22 protein-coding genes are annotated in these 24,434 nt (G+C 36.2%); 1 reads left to right on the forward strand and 21 read right to left on the reverse strand.

The features are described from left to right. Position 1: 1 nt before the first annotated feature. From CAO17_RS08145 to CAO17_RS08170, 6 genes are all read right to left on the reverse strand, one after another. Positions 2-196 (reverse strand): 2-hydroxymuconate tautomerase, encoded by a 195-nt coding sequence (locus CAO17_RS08145; RefSeq protein WP_245831807.1) that lies wholly within the window; start codon positions 194-196, stop codon positions 2-4. A gap of 13 nt (positions 197-209) precedes the next feature. After that, positions 210-956 (reverse strand): 2-keto-4-pentenoate hydratase, encoded by a 747-nt coding sequence (locus CAO17_RS08150; protein ID WP_245831809.1) that lies wholly within the window; start codon positions 954-956, stop codon positions 210-212. A gap of 116 nt (positions 957-1,072) precedes the next feature. Then, complete coding sequence (locus CAO17_RS08155) at positions 1,073-2,056, reverse strand: catechol 2,3-dioxygenase (RefSeq protein ID WP_085992332.1); 984 nt, start codon at positions 2,054-2,056, stop codon at positions 1,073-1,075. 105 nt (positions 2,057-2,161) lie between these two features. Next, positions 2,162-2,641: a flavin reductase family protein gene (locus tag CAO17_RS08160; protein WP_085992333.1), complete on the reverse strand. Its 480-nt coding sequence runs from the start codon at positions 2,639-2,641 to the stop codon at positions 2,162-2,164. Between the two features lie 69 nt (positions 2,642-2,710). Then, entirely contained in the window at positions 2,711-4,225 is a 1,515-nt protein-coding gene (locus CAO17_RS08165; protein ID WP_085992334.1) for a 4-hydroxyphenylacetate 3-hydroxylase family protein, read from the reverse strand. 175 nt (positions 4,226-4,400) lie between these two features. Beyond that, positions 4,401-6,269, reverse strand: coding sequence for a XylR N-terminal domain-containing protein (locus CAO17_RS08170; protein WP_245831940.1), 1,869 nt, complete (start codon positions 6,267-6,269; stop codon positions 4,401-4,403). A gap of 304 nt (positions 6,270-6,573) precedes the next feature. Here CAO17_RS08170 and CAO17_RS08175 point away from each other — a divergent pair, with 304 nt between their 5' ends. Continuing rightward, positions 6,574-6,822, forward strand: coding sequence for a Parvovirus coat protein VP1-like protein (locus tag CAO17_RS08175; RefSeq protein WP_085992336.1), 249 nt, complete (start codon positions 6,574-6,576; stop codon positions 6,820-6,822). Positions 6,823-7,117: 295 nt separating this feature from the next. Here CAO17_RS08175 and glnA read toward each other — a convergent pair whose 3' ends face one another. The 15 genes from glnA to CAO17_RS08250 form a co-directional block, all read right to left on the reverse strand. After that, positions 7,118-8,452 (reverse strand): type I glutamate--ammonia ligase, encoded by a 1,335-nt coding sequence (gene glnA / locus CAO17_RS08180; RefSeq protein WP_085992337.1) that lies wholly within the window; start codon positions 8,450-8,452, stop codon positions 7,118-7,120. 84 nt (positions 8,453-8,536) lie between these two features. Continuing rightward, the gene (locus tag CAO17_RS08185) at positions 8,537-8,935 is read right to left on the reverse strand and encodes a MerR family transcriptional regulator (protein WP_085992338.1); all 399 of its coding nucleotides are present in this window, start codon (positions 8,933-8,935) and stop codon (positions 8,537-8,539) included. 76 nt (positions 8,936-9,011) lie between these two features. Continuing rightward, positions 9,012-10,265 carry a methionine gamma-lyase family protein gene (locus CAO17_RS08190; protein ID WP_143833737.1) on the reverse strand — a complete coding sequence of 418 codons (1,254 nt, stop codon included), beginning with the start codon at positions 10,263-10,265 and terminating at the stop codon, positions 9,012-9,014. 16 nt (positions 10,266-10,281) lie between these two features. Next, positions 10,282-11,517 (reverse strand): GTPase HflX, encoded by a 1,236-nt coding sequence (hflX, locus tag CAO17_RS08195; RefSeq protein WP_085992340.1) that lies wholly within the window; start codon positions 11,515-11,517, stop codon positions 10,282-10,284. Positions 11,518-11,843: 326 nt separating this feature from the next. Further along, positions 11,844-12,779: a stage V sporulation protein K gene (spoVK, locus tag CAO17_RS08200; protein ID WP_245831810.1), complete on the reverse strand. Its 936-nt coding sequence runs from the start codon at positions 12,777-12,779 to the stop codon at positions 11,844-11,846. A gap of 299 nt (positions 12,780-13,078) precedes the next feature. Continuing rightward, entirely contained in the window at positions 13,079-13,303 is a 225-nt protein-coding gene (gene hfq, locus CAO17_RS08205; RefSeq protein ID WP_085992341.1) for an RNA chaperone Hfq, read from the reverse strand. A gap of 37 nt (positions 13,304-13,340) precedes the next feature. Continuing rightward, a complete protein-coding gene (gene miaA, locus CAO17_RS08210; protein WP_085992342.1) occupies positions 13,341-14,276 on the reverse strand; it encodes a tRNA (adenosine(37)-N6)-dimethylallyltransferase MiaA in 936 nt (311 codons plus the stop codon). 24 nt (positions 14,277-14,300) lie between these two features. Then, a complete protein-coding gene (locus tag CAO17_RS08215; protein WP_085992343.1) occupies positions 14,301-14,765 on the reverse strand; it encodes a Dps family protein in 465 nt (154 codons plus the stop codon). A 58-nt stretch (positions 14,766-14,823) separates the two neighbouring features. Continuing rightward, the gene (gene mutL, locus CAO17_RS08220; protein ID WP_085992344.1) at positions 14,824-16,692 is read right to left on the reverse strand and encodes a DNA mismatch repair endonuclease MutL; all 1,869 of its coding nucleotides are present in this window, start codon (positions 16,690-16,692) and stop codon (positions 14,824-14,826) included. Between the two features lie 42 nt (positions 16,693-16,734). Next, on the reverse strand, positions 16,735-19,341 hold the full coding sequence (mutS, locus tag CAO17_RS08225) for a DNA mismatch repair protein MutS (protein ID WP_085992345.1): 2,607 nt from the start codon (positions 19,339-19,341) through the stop codon (positions 16,735-16,737). 157 nt (positions 19,342-19,498) lie between these two features. Beyond that, on the reverse strand, positions 19,499-20,062 hold the full coding sequence (locus CAO17_RS08230) for an outer spore coat protein CotE (RefSeq protein WP_085992346.1): 564 nt from the start codon (positions 20,060-20,062) through the stop codon (positions 19,499-19,501). A gap of 737 nt (positions 20,063-20,799) precedes the next feature. Beyond that, on the reverse strand, positions 20,800-21,228 hold the full coding sequence (locus CAO17_RS08235) for a YlbF/YmcA family competence regulator (RefSeq protein ID WP_085992347.1): 429 nt from the start codon (positions 21,226-21,228) through the stop codon (positions 20,800-20,802). A 1-nt stretch (position 21,229) separates the two neighbouring features. Beyond that, a complete protein-coding gene (gene miaB / locus CAO17_RS08240) occupies positions 21,230-22,798 on the reverse strand; it encodes a tRNA (N6-isopentenyl adenosine(37)-C2)-methylthiotransferase MiaB (protein ID WP_085992348.1) in 1,569 nt (522 codons plus the stop codon). A 230-nt stretch (positions 22,799-23,028) separates the two neighbouring features. Further along, the gene (gene spoVS / locus CAO17_RS08245) at positions 23,029-23,289 is read right to left on the reverse strand and encodes a stage V sporulation protein SpoVS (protein ID WP_047186108.1); all 261 of its coding nucleotides are present in this window, start codon (positions 23,287-23,289) and stop codon (positions 23,029-23,031) included. 206 nt (positions 23,290-23,495) lie between these two features. After that, positions 23,496-24,293, reverse strand: coding sequence for a TIGR00282 family metallophosphoesterase (locus CAO17_RS08250; RefSeq protein ID WP_085992349.1), 798 nt, complete (start codon positions 24,291-24,293; stop codon positions 23,496-23,498). Positions 24,294-24,434 lie beyond the last annotated feature (141 nt).

Below are 24,434 nucleotides of genomic sequence, written 5' to 3' on the forward strand. Positions count from 1 at the left end.
TTTAACCTTCCCTCCGCTTTTTTACCGATTCACCGGCAATTCCCCAATGTTCCGGTTTTAATTCGTTAATCATTACACGAACACTCTGTTCAGGGGCCTCTAAGACTTCTGAAGCCACACTCGTCATTTCCCGAATAAGACGTTCCTTCTTTTCTGCCGATCTTCCTTCTAAAATATTGACCTGTATAAAAGGCATTTTTCTACCTCCTTTAATCTGTAAATTTAGTATGCACAGAGCCAATACCATCGAAACTAGCAGTAAATTGATCTCCAGAGGTTATTTTTATTGCCGCAGATAAAGAACCGCTTAAGACAACTTCTCCTGGTTTGATACACTTTCCTACTTTATATAATTTATTTGCTAACCAAGCTACTGCCTTAGCTGGGTGCCCCATTACAGCTGCTCTTGCACCTGTTGCAATAACTTCATCATTCCTGCTATATACCATTCCCATCAATTCTAAATCTAAATTTTCTGGACGATAGACTCGTTCTCCAATAATAAACCTGGAAGAAGAAGAATTATCACTTACAGCATCTGGGAGTGTAAACTGAAAACCATAAAAACGACTATCAATAATCTCGATGGCTGGTGCTACGTATCTAGTCGCATCCAAAACGTCTGCAACTGTCACGTGTGGCCCCTTCAACTCTTTGTTTAAAATAAATGCAATTTCCGGTTCTGCTTTAGCATGAATAAATGGAGAGATGGAAATTGCTTTTCCTTCGCACAATTTCATGCTTTCTAATAAGACACCATAAGAAGGTTCGTGAACTCCCATCATTTCTTGTTTCGCTTTACTTGTTAAACCAAGTTTCCAACCTACTACCCTGGTATTCTCTTCCTTACTTTTTATCTCCATTAAATGGTTTTGTACTTGATATGCTAATCTCTCATCAAGTTCCGGAAATCTATCGACGAATTTATTAACGGGTTTTTTGTTTCTCGGCTTCAAATAGCTTCTTCGCGATCAAATCTATAACTTCCGTTTTAATCATGCGTTCACTCCTAGCTTCAATAAGGGTATTCCTATATATAGTTGTATCTACTAAAGAAGTCTACTTTTGCAGCTTACTTGGATTTTGCTACTTCAGGAACGGTTACCGGTGTCCCTTGATTCCACCATGAATCAGGAAATGCAGTTCCAATCCAAGTATCTCCGTTTCCCGGAACATCTTTCATCTCCCATGTAACCGTTTCCCAAGTTGGATCTAATATAAGATATCCTGCATCACCAAATAATTCCACACGGTTTCCACCTGGCTCATAAACATACATACAAAAGGCTTGACTAATTCCATGCTTATTTGGTGGCACTTCAATAAATACATCATTATCTTTTAATAAATCAGCGATATCATATAAATTTTGTGGTATCCCATACCAGTAGCATAAATGATGTAATTTTCCAGGAATCTGATTTGGTTCAGGCATAAATGCAATCTCATGAACAAGATTGGATACACTCATCCAACTAGCTATCGTAGTCCCATTATCTACAATTTGTTCTCTTACACGGAATCCCAGTGCATCTGCCATAAATTTCATATTTTTACTCGTATTAGATGCCATAAGATTAATATGATCTAAACGTCTAACAGGTACACCACGTTCAGGACGTTTTGTGGAACGATTTAAAAGCTTGGTCTGTTCTCCCTCTTTAGACTTATAATATTCCACATCAAAAAGCAATTCCATAGGATGACCATCCGGTGTTGTAAATTGATAAGCGGGCCCATGCCCAATATCCCCATCAATCCAACCACGACCTAACCCGGTTGCCTTTACAGACTCCACACGTCGCTCTAGTGCTTGTGGAGAGATCGTACGCCAAGCAGCATGACCTAAGCCTGCCTCCTTAGATTCCGTAATTTTCAAGGTATTATGGTAAGTATCTTCATATGCTTTTAAATAAACAGACTGACCAGATTTTGCTGTTACATTCATTCCTAAAAATCTAGTAAAAAACTCAACACTTTCCTCTGGCTTAGGAGATAATATCTCCAGATGGGCTAATTGTGCTACATCTAAAATAGGTTCTTTAAAAATACTCATATCCAAAATCCTCCCTATTTATTAACATCAATAATTTTTATTTTGATATCGTTAGGAGAAGATAACAAGTCGTTCTATACCCTAGCAAATTGCTATCTTAACCCATTACATTACAACGCTGGAGTTTTCTATTGAAGAATATTTTCCTTTATAGAATAATAGCGGATCCGCGTCCCCTTGGAGGTTGATATCGATTACCTTTCCTATGAACAGAGCATGATCTCCTTCTACATGTTCATTGACTACTTCACAGGAAATTTGTGTAGGAGCATCCTTGATTACTGGTAAATCTCCTAACCTATCAAATGAAACGTTCCTATCCGCTTCCTTTTGACCAGCAAATATCATAGATAATTCCTTTTGACTCTGAGAGAGTATATTAACAGCATATCGATTGCTTTTTCTAATTTTTTCTAGCATACTTGCATTCTCACCGATAGAAATCACTACTAATTTCGGGTCTAATGATACAGACATGAATGCATTTGCAGTCATTCCATGCACATCACCATCCACTTCTGTTGTAATGACATTTACTCCCGTTGCAAAGTTTCCCATAGCATTTCTAAATTGACGATCGTCCATTCAAAAATCCTCCTCATAATTTCTAATAGATTAGCCATTTATGATAACCTCATAACTCAAATATCTTCTTTATTGTTTTACTAAATTGTCGATTTCAGAAGAGTTTATCCACGTATCATTTGTCCATCCGTACAAATCATAGTCACTCAAAGCTGAACCCGCAAATGCTCTGTACCTATCTGCAGCTCCTGAACCTTCCGCATGTTTTAATGCCTCTAATCGAATATTTTCCGTATTTCCAGCATAATTAATTTCATATAGCTCATGACGACCGCCAAATTCAGACCCAATGGCATCCCAAATCATCTTCAATAATTTGATACGCTGCTCTGAACTAGTATTTGTTCCACGATAGAATTTATCAATATATGGTCTCAAGTCTGAATTTAACAGGTCCTTTGAACTTGAAGGTAACTGAATCAACCCGCCTGCAACCACTTGTTCAAAGATATTTTTTACCCTAACCCACGTGTTTGGAGCTAAAACCCGATATGCATTGGCATAATAACCATTGGGAACAGCTACACCATTCATTCCCACGTCCGGTTCACTAGCCATTGCTGTTGTCAACCCCCATACCATATTACGAAGAGCTAATACTTCACCAATATTTACTTGTACGCCCCTAAATTGCTGTGTACCTGCAGCTTCTGTCGCTTTAAGCAATAACCCCGCCATAAAGTCAAGCTTAACAGCCAATCTTGTAGCTCCATGAAAAGAAAATCGATTAACAAACTTAGTTTCTGTGAAAAATTTGTTTGAAACATCAACGTTCTTATATGCAAGAACATCTTCCCAAGGGATAAATACATTATCTAGTACGATAACTGCATCATTCTCATCGAAACGGCTAGATAATGGATAGTCAAAAGGAGAGCCATTTGTTGCCGCTTGCAATTCATAAGATTGTCGACTAATCATCTTCACACCTGATGCATTCATTGGCACAAAAAAAACAAGCGCGTGGCTTTGGTCACCGTCTCCGAGATCTTTTGGTCCATAATTTGCTACAAAATTGTAATGTGTTAATGGTGCAGCTGTTCCTACCATCTTGGCACCGCTTACAACAATACCATTATCCTTTTCATCTACAGCACGAACAAAGACATCCTTGTTTTCATGTAGTGGCTTTGAACGATCTACCTGTGGATTAATAACAGTATGGTTAATAAAGGACACATCACGCGATGCTTTCCTATACCAAGATCTAGCATTATCCTCAAATCCTTTATAAAAATCAGCATAACTGTTTAAATGCCCCATAAAAGAAGCTTTATAATCAGGAGTACGTCCCATATACCCAAAGTTTAATTTAGACCACTCTGCTATGGCATCTCTAGCTTCGATAAGGTCTTTTGAACACGTAGGTGTTTTAAAGAATTTATGAGTTTTATCTCCGTATTCATTTTCGGTGACTATCTTTTTGCTTTTTTCCGGATCGTGTAGACTATCATACATTCTTGCATAAGAACGAGCCGCATTACGAAACGCTGGATGTAATGTTACGTCATCTACTTTCTCACCATTTAGATAAACTTCTCGACCATCTCTTAAACTTTCTAAATACTCTTTACCCGTTAACATATTGTTTCACCCTCCATTACTTTTAATATTTCTATATTTCTTAATCTTATTTTATTTTAAAACGCTTTCATAAACAACGACAGTTGTAGTCTGAATATAGTGAATTATTAAGCATTATATGTTAGTTGTATTCGATAAAAAAATGTCTTCACTAATGAAGACATTTTCTATCACTTTAAAATTCCAATTTTCCTATTGAAATTAACGCTTGAATGGACAACAATAGGTTATACGTTACCTCAGGATTTCTTAAATCTTTCCCAAGTAAATCTTCTATTTTCGCTATACGATATCGAAGTCCACTCAATGACAAAGCCAAGCTTTCTGCTGTATTCTCTAAATTCCCACCATTCCGTAGATATTCGTACAAAGTCCTAATCAATTCCATATTTTTGTGATCTAAATTACTAGATAATGGATGAAGGGTATACATTGCAATTTTTTCTATTTCTATTTTGTTATTGGTATTTACTAAGGGGCCCAAAATACCTAGCGAATAAAACGGAACAACTTTATTTGTATTCGTGGCTATCCTCATCGCAGTAAGGGCTTCTGAATAACTCTCGGAAGCCTTTTCAATTTGATCTGACTCCATGCTAAGGCCTGCCTGAAACGAAACAGTTGGATACAATTCAGATAGATGGTTCATGTAATGTTCGCAGGTTGAAAGAATTCCATCTTTCTTGTTTATTTCGCCATCTAGAAACAAAAAAGCAAGTTTATTTGATAGCTGTCCCATCAGAATGTTCATTCCCTTTTTCTTAAAATAAGTAGATGACTGATTCATGACCTCTTCTAAAAATGACATTTCTTCCCGATAATCCTTTTGATATGTTTTATATTGAATAACAACGATATGAAAAGGCTGAAAAAGGTTCAATCCGATAAAACCGCTACGTCTTATAATTTCTTCCTTTGAATATTCCTCACTTAATAATTGCTCTAAGAATCTCCCCTTCATCCTTTCCTCCGCTTCTGCTTCTGTTTTCTTATTTAATAAATACAGAGCACAAACAGATGATATTCGCTCTATAATTGCTCGGAGGTTATACGTATCTTCTTTCTTCGAATTTTCATAAATAAATGAGCAATAACCAATAATTCTTCCTTGAAGATAAATTGGGGTAACTAATCGTGTATGATGATCTATTTGAAGTGTTTGGGTATGATGGAAAGATGACTCTACCGATTGAACATAATCTTTAAATAATTGATTTACTTTAAATAACATTTCATCTGGAATACCAGATGATGCCAATTGATGGAACTCTTGATCTTCTACTATAATAGCTGTCCCTGTATAATCATGGACAATATCCATCATAGCACTTAAATCCTTCCCCTTTAAAATTTCTTCTGTCAATTTATTATATATAATTGATACATTCTTTAAATTATTTCTTTCTTCCAATAATTTCTCGTATGTTAATTCCAGTTCTTTTATCACTGGTTGTTCTTTGTAGTACTGAAGTTCATCACTCATTTCATCTGTCCAATAATCAATGGTTCTTCCAACCCATCTACATTCCTTATCACCTTTACCAACACAAGATATTTCGTTAAATAGGACCGTTTGATTGCAAATTTCACTAAGGTATCCGTTTCCATACCCAACAGACATATAACAAACAGGTTCCTCTGCCTTACCAAAATGGTGAATATGTTCTTCCGCTTCAAAGGAACTTTTCCATATCCCCTCTATATAAGTAGATATTTTATTTTCCTCTTCTATCACTTCAATTTTATTAAGCGTGGCGATAACATGTCCTTGTATTTGGTGAAAGATAGGTCCTTTTTTTATAATAGATTCAACCGATTCATTTTTAAATTTTTCTAACACCATTTTTGCATCTCTACGACCTAGATCTGTGCCATAACGCATTAGAAAGCCCTTAACTCTTTCTTTACCGATATTTCGATACAGATCCTTTCTTAATATACCAAAGGATGATGTGGGGGTTAACACTGATCTACTATTCCCTGAGTAAATCAATCCATCTTCCGTAAATCCTATGTTATCTAGAGGGCTAAGGCTTTTATTCACATGCAAATATAATCCACTCCCTTGCTATCATTACCTCTTTATTTTTTATTAATGAATATCAATGCGATATACTGTTACATTATAATGAATATTCTGTATTATATCAAAACTCCAAATTACCCATTTTCTATTAACACATGTAGGAATATAGAAATATTTTTCTTATATTTTATCTTCACATATTTCGTCCTGAAAGTTGAAAAATTCCACGTTCCCCCCCAGTAATTTGACCGTTTCTGTATTTGAAAAATATTCATAAAATGTATAAAACGAATCATAATCTCCATGAGAAAGGAGGAATACTGTGCCTTGCTTACCAGGTTATCGTTACTGTGGTCCCGGATGTAGTGGTCCGGGTGCACCAACCAATCAATTGGATTTCTATTGTATGCAGCATGACGCTTGTTATCGGAAAAACAAACTAAATAAACATAAACATTGTGATCAACTTTTTTTAAAACAACTTGAACCTTTTACCCGTCATCCAGGAAAAATAGGTAAAGATGCCAGGTTCATGTATCGAATAATGAAATTAAAACAGGGACTAATATAAATTCCTGATAAAAACCTGCATACAAAAGGGGTAAGACAGAAAAATACCTCCTGTCATACCCTTTAATTTTCATATGCTCCATATTCGCCAACCTAAGATGTTTAAAAGGATAAATAATTCTACCATATAAATATGCAAATCCGAACTGTAAACCAGATGCTAAATAAACAAAAAGATATTTTTATCCACATCCTATTTGTTGTAAATTCCAATCAAAAGGAAGTAACAACAAAATAAAAGCCGGCCAAACCCACTTTGAGTTTGCCCAGCTAAACATTTTTTTCTTATAAAAACCTTAATAACTTGTAATATACTGCTCTCTTTCCCAAGGATGTACTTGAGTACGGAACATATCCCACTCAATCTCTTTAGCTTCAATAAAGTGCTCAAATAAGTGTTCACCTAGAGAATTAGCAATGATTTCGTCCTTCTTCAGGCCTTCTAATGCATCGTATAGGTTGGTAGGTAAATCCAGAATACCAGCCTCTTCGCGCTCTTCTTTCGACATCACGTAAATATTCCGATCTACTGGTGCTGGTGGAGTTTGCTTGTTTTCAATTCCATCTAAACCAGCTGCTAATAACGTTGCTAATGCTAGGTATGGATTAGCAGAAGGATCAACACTACGAGCTTCTACTCGTGTACTGATTCCACGCGACTTCGGTATACGTAAAAGCGGACTTCTGTTCGAACCAGACCAGGCAACATAACTAGGTGCTTCATAACCAGGTACTAGACGTTTATATGAATTAACCGTTGGGTTTGTAACTGCCGTAAATCCTAGTGAATGCTTCATAACCCCAGCTATGAATTGATAGGCAGTATCACTTAACTCCATATCACCCGTTTGATCATAGAATGCATTTTCCCCATTTCGGAACAAGGACATATTTATATGCATTCCGGAACCACTAACACCGAATAATGGCTTAGGCATAAATGTTGCATGTAAATTATGTTTTCTAGCGATTGTTTTTACAACTAGTTTAAAGGTTTGAATATCATCTGCATGTTTTACAGCATCCGAATATTTAAAATCAATTTCGTGCTGACCTGGGGCTACCTCATGATGAGATGCTTCAATTTCAAATCCCATTTCTTCTAACTCTAATACAATATCACGTCGACAATTTTCCCCTAAATCTGTTGGGGCTAGATCAAAATACCCCCCCTGGTCATTTAATTCAAGGGATGGATAACCTTTTTCGTCCAATTTGAATAAGAAGAATTCTGGTTCTGCACCGATATTAAATGCATCAAATCCAAGTTCTTCCATTTTCTTTAGATTACGTTTAAGGTTATATCTTGGATCTCCCTCAAATGGAGTTCCATCTGTATTATAAATATCGCAAATAAAACGGGCTACTTTCCCCTTTTCAGATGTCCAAGGGAAAATGACAAATGTGTCGATATCAGGATATAAATGCATATCTGATTCTTCAATACGTACAAATCCTTCAATGGAAGACCCATCAAACATCATTTTATTATCTAAAGCCTTCTCCAATTGACTTACCGGAATCTCCACATTTTTTATCGTACCTAGCATATCCGTAAATTGTAATCGAATAAATTTAACATTTTCTTCTTTAATCTGTTTTACAACGTCTTCCCTGGTGTATCTTCCCAAAGTATTTCCTCCTAGTAGAGATTTATTAAGTATAGGTTAAAAGAAAATATACCTAACAAGCATATATAAGTATGATTCCCTTTTTTAACGGTTTATAAAAAAGCGTGAAAGTTCTCCTTGCCTTAGGTTAGATTGACCTAGATTTCCGGGGTGTTTTAATTCATTCTTCAAAATTTCTCTTAATTCTTTATCAGTTAATGCCTCTTTCTTTTGGTTATCCCGTTGTTTCTCTTTTATCTCACTCGATTCATTCAGCACGAGTTTAATCCCTGCTAGGTTAAGTCCTTTATCTAAAAGGTTTTTAATTTCTAGCAATCTATCAACATCATTGAATGAAAATAGTCGTTGGTTCCCAGACGTTCTTTCGGGAAAAACCAATTCATTTTCTTCATAGTATCTAATCTGTCTTGCACTTAATTCCGTCAACTTCATCACTATGCCGATTGAAAACAAGGGCATCGAACGACGCTGTATATCATTCAAATCATTCCCCCCCTGCTTCTTTACTTGTATTAGTATAGTATGTGTTAGGTTACATGTCAATATGATGTAAGGTTTCCTAACATACACTTTCGATAGTTAAGTATCCCTTATCAATAAGGTGTTTTACAGATTCAACTAATGCAATTTTTACGTGGGCATAAGTAAGGCCACCTTGGACATAGGCGGTATATGGTTCACGAATTGGGCCATCTGCTGATAATTCAATACTTGACCCTTGGATAAATGTCCCGGCAGCCATAATAACATCATCCTCGTATCCTGGCATTTCACTAGGATATGGTGTCACATAAGCATTTACTGGTGAATTTTTTTGTATAGCCTGACAGAAAGCTATCATCTGATCTGCCTTTTGGAAGGTAACGGATTGAATTAAATCGGTTCGCCTATCTAAATAATGTGGTGCCGTTTGAAAACCAACTAATTCTAAAAATCTGGATGTAAAAACGGCTCCTTTAAGTGCCTCTCCAACGACATGTGGTGCTAAGAAGAAACCTTGATACATTTCTTGAAGCATGTTAAATGTAGCACCAGTTTCCTTTCCCAAACCTGGTGCAGTTAAACGATTAGCGCATTGTTCAATAAGATTAGATTTCCCTACAATATATCCGCCAGCTCTTACAATTCCCCCACCAGGATTCTTTATTAAAGAACCAGCCATAATATCTGCACCAACATGTAGCGGTTCTTTCTCCTCTACAAACTCACCATAGCAGTTATCTACAAAGATGATGATTTCCTCATTAATTTCCTTAATAAATTTAACCATTTCCTCTATTTCCTCTATAGTAAAGGATGGACGACTGTCATATCCTTTCGAGCGCTGTATCCCAATAACCTTTGTCTTATCCGAAATAGCTGCAGCAACTTCCTTATAATTAACGGCTCCTTCCCCTGTTAAAGCAACCTGATTAAATAAAATCTGATAATCCATTAAGGAACCGGCATTATTCCCTCTAATACCTATCACTTCTTCTAACGTGTCATAAGGCTTACCAGTAATATAAATTAATTCCTCATTCGGTCGGAGTAACCCAAATAGCGTTGTAGAAATGGCATGGGTACCAGAAACGATTTGTGGTCTTACTAGCGCATCCTCCCCACCAAACACTTCCGCATAAACATCCTCTAACCCTTCACGCCCAAGATCATCATAGCCATATCCACTTGTAGAATGGAAATGGCTATCACTAATTCGATGATGAACAAATGCATCTAAAACACGTTTCTGATTTTTTTCAACGATTTGATTAATCCCCTGTTGAATTGGAAGACAATCTGCTTCCGCTTTCTGTATAATTTTTTCAATCATTCTTCTCAAAAACTCCTTAATTCTTAGTTATGTAGATTAATGGATCATTTATATTTTTATACCCTTGTATGATATACTTATTTTCATCCTCATCAAACTGTTTGTCTGTCACAATTGTATTACGTTCCAACTTCACTAACGCATTACCATTTTCTGGCTCAATCTCAACAGAATATTCTTCCCAAAGCTCCCGTAATACCGATTCTATTTTATACAGAAGCTTCTCTAAGTCCTCTGACTCGTATGCACTAATAAAAATATACGGATGTTGTAATGGAATAACATCCTCCTCTGTGAGGTCCCTTTTATTATAAACCGTAAGCATTGGAATGGACTTTGCATCTAGTTCCTCTAACAGTTTCATCACTGTTTTCTGCTGTTCTACCTGGTTTTCCTGTGATACGTCCACAACATGAAGTAAAAAATCTGCCTCATTCACTTCTTCTAAAGTAGATCGGAATGATGCAATTAATGCTGTTGGAAGATCCTGAATAAAACCTACTGTATCCGTGAGGAGTGCCTGAAATCCAGATGGTAAATTAATTTTCCTTGTTAAAGGGTCTAATGTAGCAAATAATTGATTTTCTTCCAGAGAGTCACTGGATGTTAAACGATTAAATATCGTGGATTTTCCAGCATTCGTATACCCTACAATTGCAATTTGAAACGCGGCATTCAATTTCCTCCGTTTCCGATATTGCTCGCGCTGCTTGACCACTAGCTTTAATCTCCGTTTTATTTCTGTAATCCGGTTCCTAATATGGCGTCTATCAGATTCTAGTTTCGTTTCCCCTGGGCCCCTTGTTCCAATTCCTCCACCAAGTCGAGACAGCTCCACACCTTGTCCACCAAGTCTAGGTAACATATACTCCAACTGTGCTAATTCCACCTGAAGCTTCCCTTCCTTTGTCTTAGCGCGCCCAGCGAAAATATCCAAAATAAGCTGACTACGGTCAATGATGCGAACACCAAAATAGTTATTTAAATTTCTTAGCTGTCCAGGTGATAATTCATCATTAGAAATGATCAAATCTATATCAAAATTCTTTACATCTCTTTTGATTTCTTCCATTTTGCCTTCACCAATATAGGTTGCTGGGTGAATCCTAGTCCGGTTTTGTGTAATCACTCTTTCTACAGTTCCGCCTGCCGTTTTACCTAAAGATATTAATTCCTCTAAAGATGACTGAAATCGTTCATCCTTTTGTTCTGGCTTTTTTACCGCAATAATAAGAATTCTTTCCTCCGACATAAACCTACCTCTTTCTCATTAATCATCTTATACCTATGTTTACCTAATAACACCGATTTCATCATACCAATTACACTTTAACTTTTAAAATAAGCTGTTTTTGTAGACTCCTGTGGGAGGAAGACCTCAGAGGGACTCTGGATAGCCCAAGAAGGATTGGCCAGCCGTCCACGGAAAGCGTATTGTATTTCCGTAGCGGTAATAACGCACCATATTACGGACAAATACTGCACACATCCTTTAAATATAAAGTAAAAAAACAACAGAACATACGAAGTGAGTTTAAAATAATTCCCCCAATACATAGGACTGGAGGAATTATTTGTTTATGTGGATGCATGAGAGAAATGATTCAGTTGTAAATCCTTCGCTGTTAAATGTATTAAATCGTTTTCTGAGTACCGATTCTCTTCCAAAAGACGGACAGCATGCAAACGGATGGAATGTTCAATAACGTTACGAATATATCGGGCATTGGCAAAGTTTCGAAGTTGTTCCTGTGTTTTTTTATATAAATGATTTCTCAGTTCCCATTCCGCTTCTTTGGTTAACTGATATTCGCGTTGAGCTGCCATTTGCTTAGCTATTTGTAATAATTCATTTACCTCATAATCTTCAAAGTTAAGAATAAATGGAAACCTTGACTTTAGACCTGGATTCAGCCGTAAAAAGCGATCCATCTCATATGGGTATCCAGCTAAAATAAGTACAAAATCGTTGTGATTATCCTCCATGTGTTTTACCAGCGTATCTATAGCTTCCTTCCCAAAGTCCTTCTCACCACCTCGGGCAAGTGAATACGCTTCATCTATAAATAATACACCACCCATGGCTTTCTGGATAATGGAACGAGTTTTTTGTGCGGTTTGACCAATATATTCACCAACTAAATCCGCTCGTTCCGCTTCAATGAAATGGCCTTTCGATAATAGATTCATATCGTAATATAACTTAGCAAGTTTCCTAGCTACTGTCGTTTTACCTGTTCCTGGGTTTCCTCTAAATAGCATATGCAAAACCTGTTTATTATTTTTTAGGCCTAACTCTCTTCGCTTTTCATTAATTAATACCGTAGCATAAATCTCTTTTATCGTAGTTTTCAATTTATGCATACCGATAAAGGATGAAAATTCATCATCTATATTTTGAAATGGATTATTTTTATGGTAGCGCATCTGATTTTCTTCTGCTTTTACCTTTTTATTTTCATGTAATATGATATTAATTTGACTATTTTTATATCGGTTCTTTTGCGATTCCACAACATCACCCCTTTAGACAGTAGCATTATACGCAATTACAGAATAGTTGTGACAAATGCCTACAGAATCTAAAGTGGAAAGCACCTACTTTGTACGGGGAATCAGCAATGTCGCTTTCATTTCTTGTGTGATGAGTATGTAAACGAAAGATCATCTCAGATAATTTTTACTGTATATTATCTTGAGACCCCTTATGAAGACCATTTCCACATTACACCAAAATCCGGTCTATAGAGTCCTTATTAGTTCTGTTTCTTACTAAATTAAAAAACGGGCGTTATCATCCGCCCGTTTATAGCCTATTCTTTTTCAAGTGTAATGTTCTTAGCTGGCGCAAAAGTGGAAATCGCATGCTTAAAAATCAACTGCTGCTTTCCTTCTGTTTCCACTAGTACAGTGAAATTATCAAAAGCTTTCACGACACCCCTTAATTGATAACCATTAGTGAGAATGACGGTAACTGAGATATGATTTTTGCGCAACTGGTTTAAGTACTGATCTTGAATGTTTACAGTTTGTGCCATCGTGCTTCCTCCTCTTTTCTATCTATAATTATAAATTCTATTTATTTTTTAAAATTCCTGCTAAATCATCTAAAATCTTATGAATCTTTTCTTCACCATTTGGAGGCGTCATATCATACCAGTTTATTTTCATCTTATTTTTAAACCATGTAAACTGACGTTTAGCAAACCTTCTTGAATTTCGTTTTAAAATAGTAATAGATTCTTCTAACGACTGCTCTCCCTTAAAATATGGTATAAATTCTTTATATCCTATGGCTTTCATGGATTGACAATTCTCATACCCTTTTTCAAATAGTTCTTTGACCTCTTGAACTAACCCTTCTTCTATCATCAATTCTACTCGATGGTTAATTCGTTCATAGAGTTTTTCTCTTTCCATTTCTAGCCCAATAAGAACTAAATGATACGGTGAATCTAATGCTTGTTTTTGCTGATATTCTGTCATCGTCATTCCAGTTGATTCATAGATTTCTAATGCACGAATCACTCGCCTATGATTATTGGGATGTACTTTTTCTGCTTGGTTCGGATCAATTTCTTTTAATTCATTATATAGAGAAAGAGAACCTTCTTCATTCAGTCTATTTTCTAATCTTTTCGTAATAGACTCATCTCTTTTTTGATTAGAAAAATTATAGTTATATAAACCGGCTTGTATGTATAGACCACTGCCTCCAACAATAATGGGTAGTTTATTTCGATTGGAAACCTCATCAATATACATTTGAACATAGGATTGAAAATCAGCAACCGAAAATTCCTCGTTCGGTTGCTTCAAATCAATCATATGATGGCGGATACCTTGCATTTCCTCTTTCTTAATCTTAGCGGTACCGATATCCATTCCTTTATATATCTGCATCGAATCGCCACTTATAATTTCTCCTTGAAACCTTTTGGCAATCTCGATACTTAGAGCAGTTTTTCCTACAGCTGTAGGACCCATAATGGCGATTACGGTTTTTTTCATTAGTATTCCCCTAGTTACAATTATTTATTCCTGTTCATCATAGGCCAGGTAACTATTAAGCATCCAAACATATTTTTCAAGTTTACCTTGAATAGAGATTAACAAATCATTGGTTGGTTCATCATGATGCTTTTCAGCTAATGGTAGACCAGTTTCCTGAATTTCATCAATGATTTGCTTATAATCTTTCGTTAACTGTTGAATCATTTCATTTTCTTTATCATCTGCATTTGCTTCTGTTAATGTTGTTTCTTTTAAATACTTTTCCATTGTAGCAAGTGGTTTTCCATCAATAGCCAATACTCGTTCTGCTATATCATCTAAATCACTTGCAACCATTTCGTACATCTCCTCAAATTTTTCGTGTAATGTGAAAAAATGTCTTCCCTGCACAAACCAGTGATATCGATGTAATTTCACATACAGCACAAAATAGTTTGATAACTGTTGATTTAAGAAATTGATTAATTCTTGATTCTTATTTTCCATATTAGCACACCTCTTTTTTCTATAAAGTCTTCCCATGGTGAGGTGCTAATTATACTCATTACATCACTCGTTTGAACATTTTTTCCAGTTCATAAGTTGAAAAGTGGACAATAATTGGTCTGCCATGTGGACACGTAAATGGATCAGTCGTATTTCGAAGGTCCTCCAGTAAACGAAACATTTCTTCCTGATTTAAATAATGATTTGCCTTAATGGATCGTTTACAGGACATTAAGATGGCTGCATCTTCTCGTATAGCTTCAATATTAACCTTCTCATCATTCATGACTTGCTCAACCATCTCGCGTATAACCTCTTCTTCAAATCCATTTGGAAACCAATTAGGGTGGGAGCGAATGACATAGGTTTGGTTACCAAACTGTTCAAAAAACAACCCAACCTTTTCTAGATCTTCCTTATACTGTTCGATAAAAATGGATTCTTGCTTCGAAAATTCAAAGGTCATTGGTATAAGTAATTCCTGTGACTCGTTAGATGGATGCCCAAGCTTTTCTCTAAAAAATTCATATTTAATTCGTTCCTGTGCTGCATGTTGATCAATCATATATAATCCATTTTCATTTTGAGCAAGGATATACGTACCTTGTAATTGACCAATCGGATACATGGTGGGTACCCTTTCTTGAGAAGCATTAGCATATTCTTTCTTCGTTTCTTCCAACTGTACTGGTTCCCGGACAATTTCATCCTGATTTTCTTGTTCCTCAACAAGTTCATTCCTGGTTATGGTTTCAGTAGATAATGGAGCCATTTCTGTATTAGATTGGTCCTTATTTTGCATAAATGCTTCTTTAGGAGCTTCTATAGGTGCCTCAACAGGATTTAAATTCTCCGCTACACCCTTATTACTTTCAAAATTCATGGTATGCTGATAGGATTTTTCTTTTGGCTTCGGTTTCTTATGCTCCAGTTCAGGAATTAACGTTATCTCTCTAAATTTGTCGCGAATCAATCCCTCAAGAAGAGTAAATAATTCTTTATCCTTACTAAAACGAACTTCCAGCTTGGTTGGGTGTACATTTACATCTACTAAAATAGGATCCATCTTAATAGAGAGTACGACAATTGGTGAACGTCCAATTGGAAGCAAGGTGTGATATCCACGTACGATAGCATGATGGAGTGGAATGCTTTTAATATACCTACCATTAATGATGGTGGAAATGTAGTTTCTGGATGCTCTCGTTACTTCTGGTTTAGCAATATAACCCTCTATTTTAAAATCTAATGTTTCATGTTTAATAGGGAGCATATTCTTTGCTACGTTCATGCCATAAACTTGTGAAATAACCTGCAGCATATCACCTGTACCCGCCGTTTTAAACAACCCTTTTCCATTATGGGTGGCTTCAAAGCGGATATCGGGATGGGAAAGGGATAACCTGTTTAACAGGTCGGTAATATGCCCTAATTCTGTATGAAGGCTTTTCATGTACTTTAGACGTGCTGGAGTATTAAAGAAAAGATTATCAACCGTTATCTCTGTCCCTTTTCTGGCATCACTTTTCTTCTTCTCAATGGTCTTTCCACCTTCCAACCTTAAAATCGTTCCCGCTTCTGTGCCTTCCGATGTTTTAATCGTTAACTGACTAACGGAAGCGATACTTGCAAGTGCTTCGCCACGGAATCCCAATGTCTTAATATGGAATAAGTCATTTTCATCCTTGATTTTGCTAGTGGCATGGGGAAGAAAAGCGCGCTCAGAATCTTCTTCACTCATTCCATCCCCATTATCCGTTATTTTTATTTGTTCTAGTCCCGCTTCTTTAATCTCTACCTTAATCCATGTACTGTTCGCATCGATACTATTTTCGACTAGCTCTTTAACTACAGATGCGGGTCTCTCCACCACTTCCCCTGCAGCTATTTTATTAGCTAATGCATCTGACATTTGGTATATCTTCATGCAAACAACATCCTTTCTTTCTTTGAGGTTGTTCATCGCACGCTATTTTACATTACTATTTTTTGCTTCCTTTTGTAATCGGTACAATTCATTCATTGCATCCATCGGTGTCATTTCAAATAAATCAACATCTAATAACTTTTTAATAACTTTTTCCGTAGGTTCCGATGTTTTTCCTGTATTCGGAATTTCTTGTTTTTTCTCTTTCGGTTCAACAAAGAAGGATAATTGATTTGTTTCAGATTGTTCATCCGATGAATCTAGTTCTTTGGTATTTCCTGATTCTAAATCTTGCAAAATCGCACCTGCTCTTTCTATTAATGTTTCAGGTAAATTCGCAAGCTTGGCAACATGAATTCCGTAACTCTTATCTGCTGCTCCCTCATTAATTTGATGCAGAAATACTACATTTCCTTCATACTCCTCTGCTCGTACATGAATATTTTTTAAATGAGGTAATGTTTCCTCTAGTGTGGTTAATTCATGATAGTGAGTAGAGAATAATGTCTTGGCATGTACATGATTGTGTATATATTCTACTATGGCTTGGGCTAATGCCATTCCATCATATGTGCTTGTTCCACGACCAATTTCATCTAGCAAAATCAAACTCTTATCTGTTGCATTAGCAATAGCATGATTTGTTTCTAGCATTTCTACCATAAAGGTACTTTGACCTGATACTAAATCATCTGCCGCTCCAATACGGGTAAAAATTTGATCGAAAATGATTAGCTCACCATCGTCACTTGGAATAAAACAGCCAATCTGTGCCATGATTACCGTTAATGCGACCTGCCTCATGTACGTACTTTTACCAGACATATTGGGTCCTGTAATTAATAAAATGTGCTTGTCATCATCTAACGTAATATCATTCGGTACATAAGCCCCATCCTTCATCACCTGTTCGACCACCGGATGACGGCCGTTTTTAATATGAAGCTGCTTTTCCCCAAATGTTGGGCGTTTATAATTATTTTTCTCACTCACCTCTGCAAATGCCTGTAGAACGTCAATCTGACTAACGACATCTGCTAGTTGCTGTAATGCAGGAATATGTTCTTTGATATGTTCACGAATATCTGTAAATAGTTCGTATTCCAAATCAACACTTTTTTCTTCCGCTTCAAGAATTAATTGCTCTTTTTCCTTTAATTCAGGTGTAATAAATCGCTCGGCATTTGTTAATGTTTGCTTTCGTTCATATTTTCCCTCTGGCAACAGATGTAGGTTTGCTTTAGTGACTTCAATATAATAGCCAAATACTTTATTAAAACCAATTTTCAATGATTTAATGTTGGTTTCCTGTTTTTCTTTCGATTCTAATTCTGCAATCCATCTTTTTCCATTTCGAGAGGCATCACGATACGTATCAAGTGTATCATTATATCCGTCTTTTATAATTCCGCCTTCCTTAATGGATATTGGAGGGTCATCAATGATTGCATGATCTAATAACTCTACAATATGATCCGGATAAATCAAATCCCGTGCAAGGTTCTTGATTTGTTCTTGTTCAAATTGGTTTAATGTTAACTTCAATTCCGGGATTTTTTGCAATGATTGCTTCAGTTGGATTAAGTCCCGTGCATTAACATTTCCAAAAGCAATCCTTCCGGATAAACGTTCTAAATCATATACTGACCTTAATGTCTCCCGAACAGCATCTCTTTCCATAAATCCATGGTAAAAACCTTCGACTGTATCTAGCCGATTTTCAATGCGCTTTCTATCTAACAATGGACGTTCCAACCACTTTTTCAGCATTCTTGAACCCATAGCTGTAACCGTCTGATCAAGAACCCAAAGTAAGCTACCATGTTTTCCTTTTTTAATGATGGTCTCCGTTAACTCCAAATTTCGTTTGGAATACATATCAAGGGATAAATAATTCTTTAATTCTATTACTTCAGCTGGTTTTAAATGGTCCAATGATCGTTTTTGGGTATATTGAATATAATTTAACAAACGACTAAACCCTGTCATTAGCCGTTTATCATTAAGATTATCACTTAGCTCTCGATATTCCCCATTAAATGTAATCTCATCCTGGTAAGACAAGGTTACATTTAAACGTTCCTTTAATTGTGTTTGCAAACTTTCAGGAAGACTGGATGAAACAACGATTTCCTTAATAGGCTGGTTAAATAATTCATGAATAACCGCATCCCATCCATGGGTGATTAGAGTAATTCGGTTCTCACCCGTTGAGAGATCATTATATACAATGACATAGGAGCCGTCTTCAAAATGTGAGAGACTAGCAATATAGTTATTCTCTCCCTCACTAAGCATATTACTTTCCATTACCGTTCCTGGAGTTATAAGCTGAACGACTTCCCTTTTCACAACTCCCTTTGCTGTTTTAGGGTCCTCCACCTGCTCACAAATTGCCACTTTGTATCCTTTATCAATCAATGCTTTAATATAACTCTCTGCTGAATGGTATGGTACACCGCACATTGGTATCGGTTCATTCTTTCCATTGCCACGTTTCGTCAAGGTGATTTCTAGTTCTCTAGCAGCCTTGATTGCATCCTCAAAAAACATTTCATAAAAATCCCCAAGTCTGTAAAACAAAAAGGCATCTTTATAATCTGCTTTTATTTTCATATACTGTTCCATCATTGGTGTCAGCTTTGTCATAATAATAAAATCCTCCAAAAACCGATATTTACTCTAGCCATTATAGCATAAATGGTCGAAAAAAAGAGTCTTGATTGTTTTACTTTTATTTCTAGTAGAGTGATTATTAAGGTATTTATTTAAACAAAAATGCGAGGGAATCCCCCTCGCATTTTACTTAATCCTTTTTATTTAAGAAATCGGCTTTAACGTCTTCTAGTTCTTCATCTGTTACCTTGTAGTCCCATGCTTCATCATCGTCATCATGATGATCGCCTACCGGATCTACTCTTACAAACACCTTAGTTTCTCCCATCACCTGTACCACAAACTCACGCTCAATCTCAACAACGATTTTATGACCGTTACTAGCGATTTTGCATTCTAAGCAGTTTGGTTGCTGCATCACCTTTGCGAAAACATCATATTCATCACTGATTGTATTCTTATCCATGATAGAAAGTGGAATAACGTCCGTATAATTTACCCGCTCTGTTACAACCTCTGTCTTGGTATTATCGTTGTAAGAATACCAAACGTTAATGTCATAGCTACCTTTTATTTCCACCGTATCATCTGATTTCTTTTTAGCATTATATAAATGGTTAATAACCCAGCACCCTAGTATACTTGAAGGTCTATGTGATGGTGTGATGGAATGGGAATCCTGTGCAAATTTTCGCCCCTTCCCACAAACAGCTTTTGTAATAATTTCTCTGTATTCTTTATCAAGAAAAGTCATAATTACCTTTACCTCCTCTTTTTTCATAGTCATTTTATGCAAGACAAATACCTAAAGTGCATAGCGATTTAATGAAAAGTGGAGTTTGGATTTTTCTTTTCGTTTTATTGAGTAGTATGGATTACTAAAACGAAAGAAATGGGTGATGTATTTGTTTCTATATCCTATGTAAGGAACCCAGATAATGTTTATAAATGTAGGCATTTTTCTTAAGGAAAGTTATTTGTGACGTGAAATAGATAGAATGCGCAGTAATTTTCTAGGAGATACTTGGTGTGATGCGTTTGTTGATTTTCACTACGGACAGTCGCTTTCGGGAACGGCTTCGGCCTTCGTAGAAAAAGATGTCTTCCTTTTTTAGAGTCGACTTCCCTCCCTCAATCAATCCGGTTAATAGTGAAAAACCTATTAATTATTTCAGCTAAATTAAATGTTAAAAACCTCCACACCAGCGGAGGAAATATACGAAGACTCCTCGAAAATAAAGTTCAATTTGTCTGATTGCGATGCGTTGCTGCCATAGCGTTCCTTGTCCTGTGGGACGAGAGGCCTAGGTGAGACCCCGGAGTGCGTAGCACGAGGAGGGCTCAGCAGTCGCCTTTGGTGCGCGTAGTGTATTTCCGTAGCGGTATTATCATACAATCTTGATTTTTAGAGTTACTGCGCATTTTCGTTCAAATACGACGAAAAAAAAACAGATAAAAGGATTGCTCCTCTTATCTGTCTTTTATCATTTATTAATGAGAACACTCAACTTTATTGGATGCTTTTGAACCTGTTTCACCCGCTAATACATCGCCACCAGTTGATTTGATAACATTATTCGTTACTTCACGAGCAATGGTGCCAGATACTAGCTGCAAGACATCATTAACAACAACTTGAGTTTCTTTGAATTCTTGTACAATAGGAATGGAGTCTATTTCATCCTGCAAACGATTAATTTCCTCATCAGCTTTCTTCAATGCTTCCGTCTTGCCATATGCCTGAAAGTTAACAGCTTGCTTTTGCAGTGTTTTAATTTTTTGAATAAGCTTTTGAACTTTTTGATTTTCATTCAGCTTTGCTTCTACCTGCTTAAAGCGATCTATTTCATCTGTACTTGAAAGCATCTCTGCTAATTTCTTCGCTTCATCTAGTACATCTTTTCTTGTGTATTTAGCCATGTTAGTTCACCTCTATTGTGTTTTCCACCATTATACCATCTAATGACCACGTTTTGGCTTCTGTAATTTTTACATCCACAATTTTACCAATTGCCGACTTAGGTCCCTTAAAATTGACTACTTTATTTTTTTCCGTATAGCCTGCAAGAACATCTGGGTCTTTCTTACTTTCGCCTTCCACTAGTACTTTAACTACTTTATCCTTGTATTTTTTCATCGATTCAGCAGATTGTTTATTTACTAACTCATTTAATCGATATAAGCGTTGTTTTTTCACTTGTTCAGGTACATCATCTTTTTTACGAGCCGCTGGTGTTCCCTCACGAGGCGAATAGATAAAGGTATAAGCTGTTTCAAAGCCAACCTCTTCTACAAGAGACATTGTCTCCTCGAATTGCTCATCGGTTTCATTAGGAAATCCAACAATAATATCCGTAGTTAGCGTTACATTAGGGATAGCCTTACGTATTTTACGAACCAATTCTAAATATTCCTCACGGGTATACTTACGATTCATTTTCTTCAATACTTCCGTACTACCCGATTGAACAGGAAGATGGATATGATCAAGGAGGTTACCACCCTTAGCCAATACCTCAATTAAATGGTCATCAAAATCCCTTGGATGTGATGTCGTAAAGCGAACTCTTGGAATATCGATTTTATGAATATCGTCCATTAAATCCCCAAAGGTGTAATCAATATCTTCAAAATCTTTACCATAGGCATTTACATTTTGCCCAAGCAGGGTAACTTCCTGGTAACCTTGTGCAACAAGATGTCTTACTTCTTGAATAATATCCTCAGGTCTCCGACTTCTTTCCTTCCCGCGAGTCATTGGTACGATACAATATGTACAGAATTTATCACAACCATACATGATATTAACCCATGCCTTAATTTTACCTTTTCTAGCCTTAGGAAGGTTCTCAATAATGTCTCCTTCTTTTGACCATACCTCTACAACCTTCTCTTTACCGAACATTGCGTCTTTCACCAATTGTGGCAGGCGATGGATATTATGTGTTCCGAAAATCAAATCAACATGTGGGTGCTTTTTCATAATTCGATTGACGACGGATTCTTCTTGTGACATACAGCCACATACCCCAACAATTAGATCTGGATTTTCTAGTTTAAGTGGTTTTAAGTGTCCAATTTCACCGAACACTTTATTTTCCGCATTTTCGCGGATAGCACATGTATTCAATAGAATAATATCCGCTTCATTCGTATCAGAAGTAGATTCGTATCCCATTTCATGTAAAATACCAGCCATTACCTCTGTGTCATGTTCATTCATTTGACATCCATATGTACGAATTAAAAATTTCTTCCCTTCCCCAATTGATTGCATATCTTCTGGAATAGAGAAATCATAATGGAATTTTACTTCTTCTTTATAGCGTTTTCTAGCTTTTTTTATGTCAGGTGTTTGATTTGCTTGAAAATACTTTGCTATCAAATCATCACTAGAAGTATTTTTTAAGCGTTCCATATTATCTTTATTATCTATATTTATATCTACTTTCTTAATTTGATCCTGTTCTTTACGCTGCTTTTCGTTCATGGATTAACTCCTTTCTTTAAGCCTAGAAATATATGTATAAGTTTACAATTTTACAGTATAACCCTTATTCTTAAATTTAACAATAAAAGAATAAATGGGCAAATAAAAACCTTCCCTATTAAAAAATCAGGAAGGCTATAAGTATAACATATTGTTCAAAAAATCCGGTAAATGGCAATACATTGGTGTGCTGGTTCATTTATCGGTTCATTTTGAATACGTTTTTAACGTTATCTAGGTTCGACAATCAGTTTAATTGCAGTTCGTTCTTCATTATCAATCATAATATCTGTAAATGCTGGAATGCAAATTAAATCCACTCCACTTGGTGCTACAAATCCCCTAGCAATTGCAACAGCTTTTACGGCTTGATTTAATGCACCTGCCCCAATCGCCTGAATCTCTGCTGTACCACGTTCTCGTAAAACATTCGCAAGTGCACCTGCTACTGAATTTGGACTTGATTTCGCTGAAACTTTCAATACTTCCATGACTAGTACCTCCTTCATTTGCTATTGTAGTTCTATTGCTACTATATTCTTGGAGATGTTAGCTTATTCCCTATTATGCATCAATTTTTCATAAAATTCAATAAATCAAACCGTCAAAACCGCTAGAATTCAATGAGGATGCCAATTCAATATTTTTATTTTTTTACACTTTGTCCAACTACTACTTATGAATTTGAATAAAAGTATTACCCAAAGAATGGGTGGTCATCATTAATTAATATTCTTTCTATATCCTTTGTTTTCCCGCTAGAAGGATCAATAGTAACTAAAACTGCCCCCATTTGAGTCCTACCATTTTTCGGTACTTCAAAACGAACTGGCAAGGATGTTAAAAATCGCTTAATCACTGCTTCCTTTTCAACACCTAAAATTCCATCGTACGGACCAGTCATACCCACATCTGAGATATATGCAGTACCTTGTGGTAATATACGTTCATCTGAAGTTTGTGTATGGGTATGTGTTCCAACTAAAGCACTTACACGTCCATCTACGTACCAGCCAATCGCCTGCTTTTCACTCGTTGCTTCCGCATGAAAATCAATAAAAATAAGATTCGTACGTTTTTTTGCTTCCTCTATTAGCTCATCTGCCTTCTTGAATGGATCATCAATTGCGGGAAGAAAGGTTCTCCCTTGTAGATTGATTACAGCAACCTCCACCCCATTTACATTAATATAAGTAATGCCCTTACCTGGAGTTCCTTCAGGAAAATTGGCAGGACGTATCATATATTTTGAATCATCAATAAATTCGAATATCTCTTTCTTATCCCATGTGTGGTTCCCCATTGTAACAACTTGGGCTCCCCATTCCATAAATTGCTTATAAATTTTTTCGGTAATACCTTTACCCGCTGCAGCATTTTCTCCGTTGATTATCGTTAAACTAGGTCGGTATTTTTCCTTTAGTTTCGGTAAGTATTCCTTTACCATATCACGACCTGGTGATCCCACTACGTCACCAATAAATAATATTTTCATCCAATCATCCTATCTATTATATTACTTCTAGTTTTCCATAATGCAGATTTATTGTCAAAATTTTTTGCTATGTAATCTAACCATTTCATTAATAATGTTATCTTTTAATAGCTTGATTTAGACACATAATTTGTATTTTGT

This window comes from Oceanobacillus senegalensis, assembly GCF_900176885.1.
In the GTDB taxonomy this organism is placed as follows: Bacteria; Bacillota; Bacilli; order Bacillales; family Amphibacillaceae; genus Oceanobacillus; species Oceanobacillus senegalensis.

Bases quoted from the DNA above. Each gene is read 5' to 3' on its own strand.
- CAO17_RS08145 (WP_245831807.1), bottom strand. From the start codon at position 196: ATGCCTTTTATACAGGTCAATATTTTAGAAGGAAGATCGGCAGAAAAG.
- CAO17_RS08155 (WP_085992332.1), bottom strand. From the start codon at position 2,056: ATGAGTATTTTTAAAGAACCTATTTTAGATGTAGCACAATTAGCCCAT.
- CAO17_RS08160 (WP_085992333.1), bottom strand. From the start codon at position 2,641: ATGGACGATCGTCAATTTAGAAATGCTATGGGAAACTTTGCAACGGGA.
- CAO17_RS08165 (WP_085992334.1), bottom strand. From the start codon at position 4,225: ATGTTAACGGGTAAAGAGTATTTAGAAAGTTTAAGAGATGGTCGAGAA.
- CAO17_RS08190 (WP_143833737.1), bottom strand. From the start codon at position 10,265: ATGATTGAAAAAATTATACAGAAAGCGGAAGCAGATTGTCTTCCAATT.
- hflX (WP_085992340.1), bottom strand. From the start codon at position 11,517: ATGTCGGAGGAAAGAATTCTTATTATTGCGGTAAAAAAGCCAGAACAA.
- hfq (WP_085992341.1), bottom strand. From the start codon at position 13,303: ATGGCACAAACTGTAAACATTCAAGATCAGTACTTAAACCAGTTGCGC.
- miaA (WP_085992342.1), bottom strand. From the start codon at position 14,276: ATGAAAAAAACCGTAATCGCCATTATGGGTCCTACAGCTGTAGGAAAA.
- CAO17_RS08215 (WP_085992343.1), bottom strand. From the start codon at position 14,765: ATGGAAAATAAGAATCAAGAATTAATCAATTTCTTAAATCAACAGTTA.
- mutL (WP_085992344.1), bottom strand. From the start codon at position 16,692: ATGAAGATATACCAAATGTCAGATGCATTAGCTAATAAAATAGCTGCA.
- mutS (WP_085992345.1), bottom strand. From the start codon at position 19,341: ATGACAAAGCTGACACCAATGATGGAACAGTATATGAAAATAAAAGCA.
- CAO17_RS08230 (WP_085992346.1), bottom strand. From the start codon at position 20,062: ATGACTTTTCTTGATAAAGAATACAGAGAAATTATTACAAAAGCTGTT.
- CAO17_RS08235 (WP_085992347.1), bottom strand. From the start codon at position 21,228: ATGGCTAAATACACAAGAAAAGATGTACTAGATGAAGCGAAGAAATTA.
- miaB (WP_085992348.1), bottom strand. From the start codon at position 22,798: ATGAACGAAAAGCAGCGTAAAGAACAGGATCAAATTAAGAAAGTAGAT.
- spoVS (WP_047186108.1), bottom strand. From the start codon at position 23,289: ATGGAAGTATTGAAAGTTTCAGCGAAATCAAGTCCAAATTCAGTAGCA.
- CAO17_RS08250 (WP_085992349.1), bottom strand. From the start codon at position 24,293: ATGAAAATATTATTTATTGGTGACGTAGTGGGATCACCAGGTCGTGAT.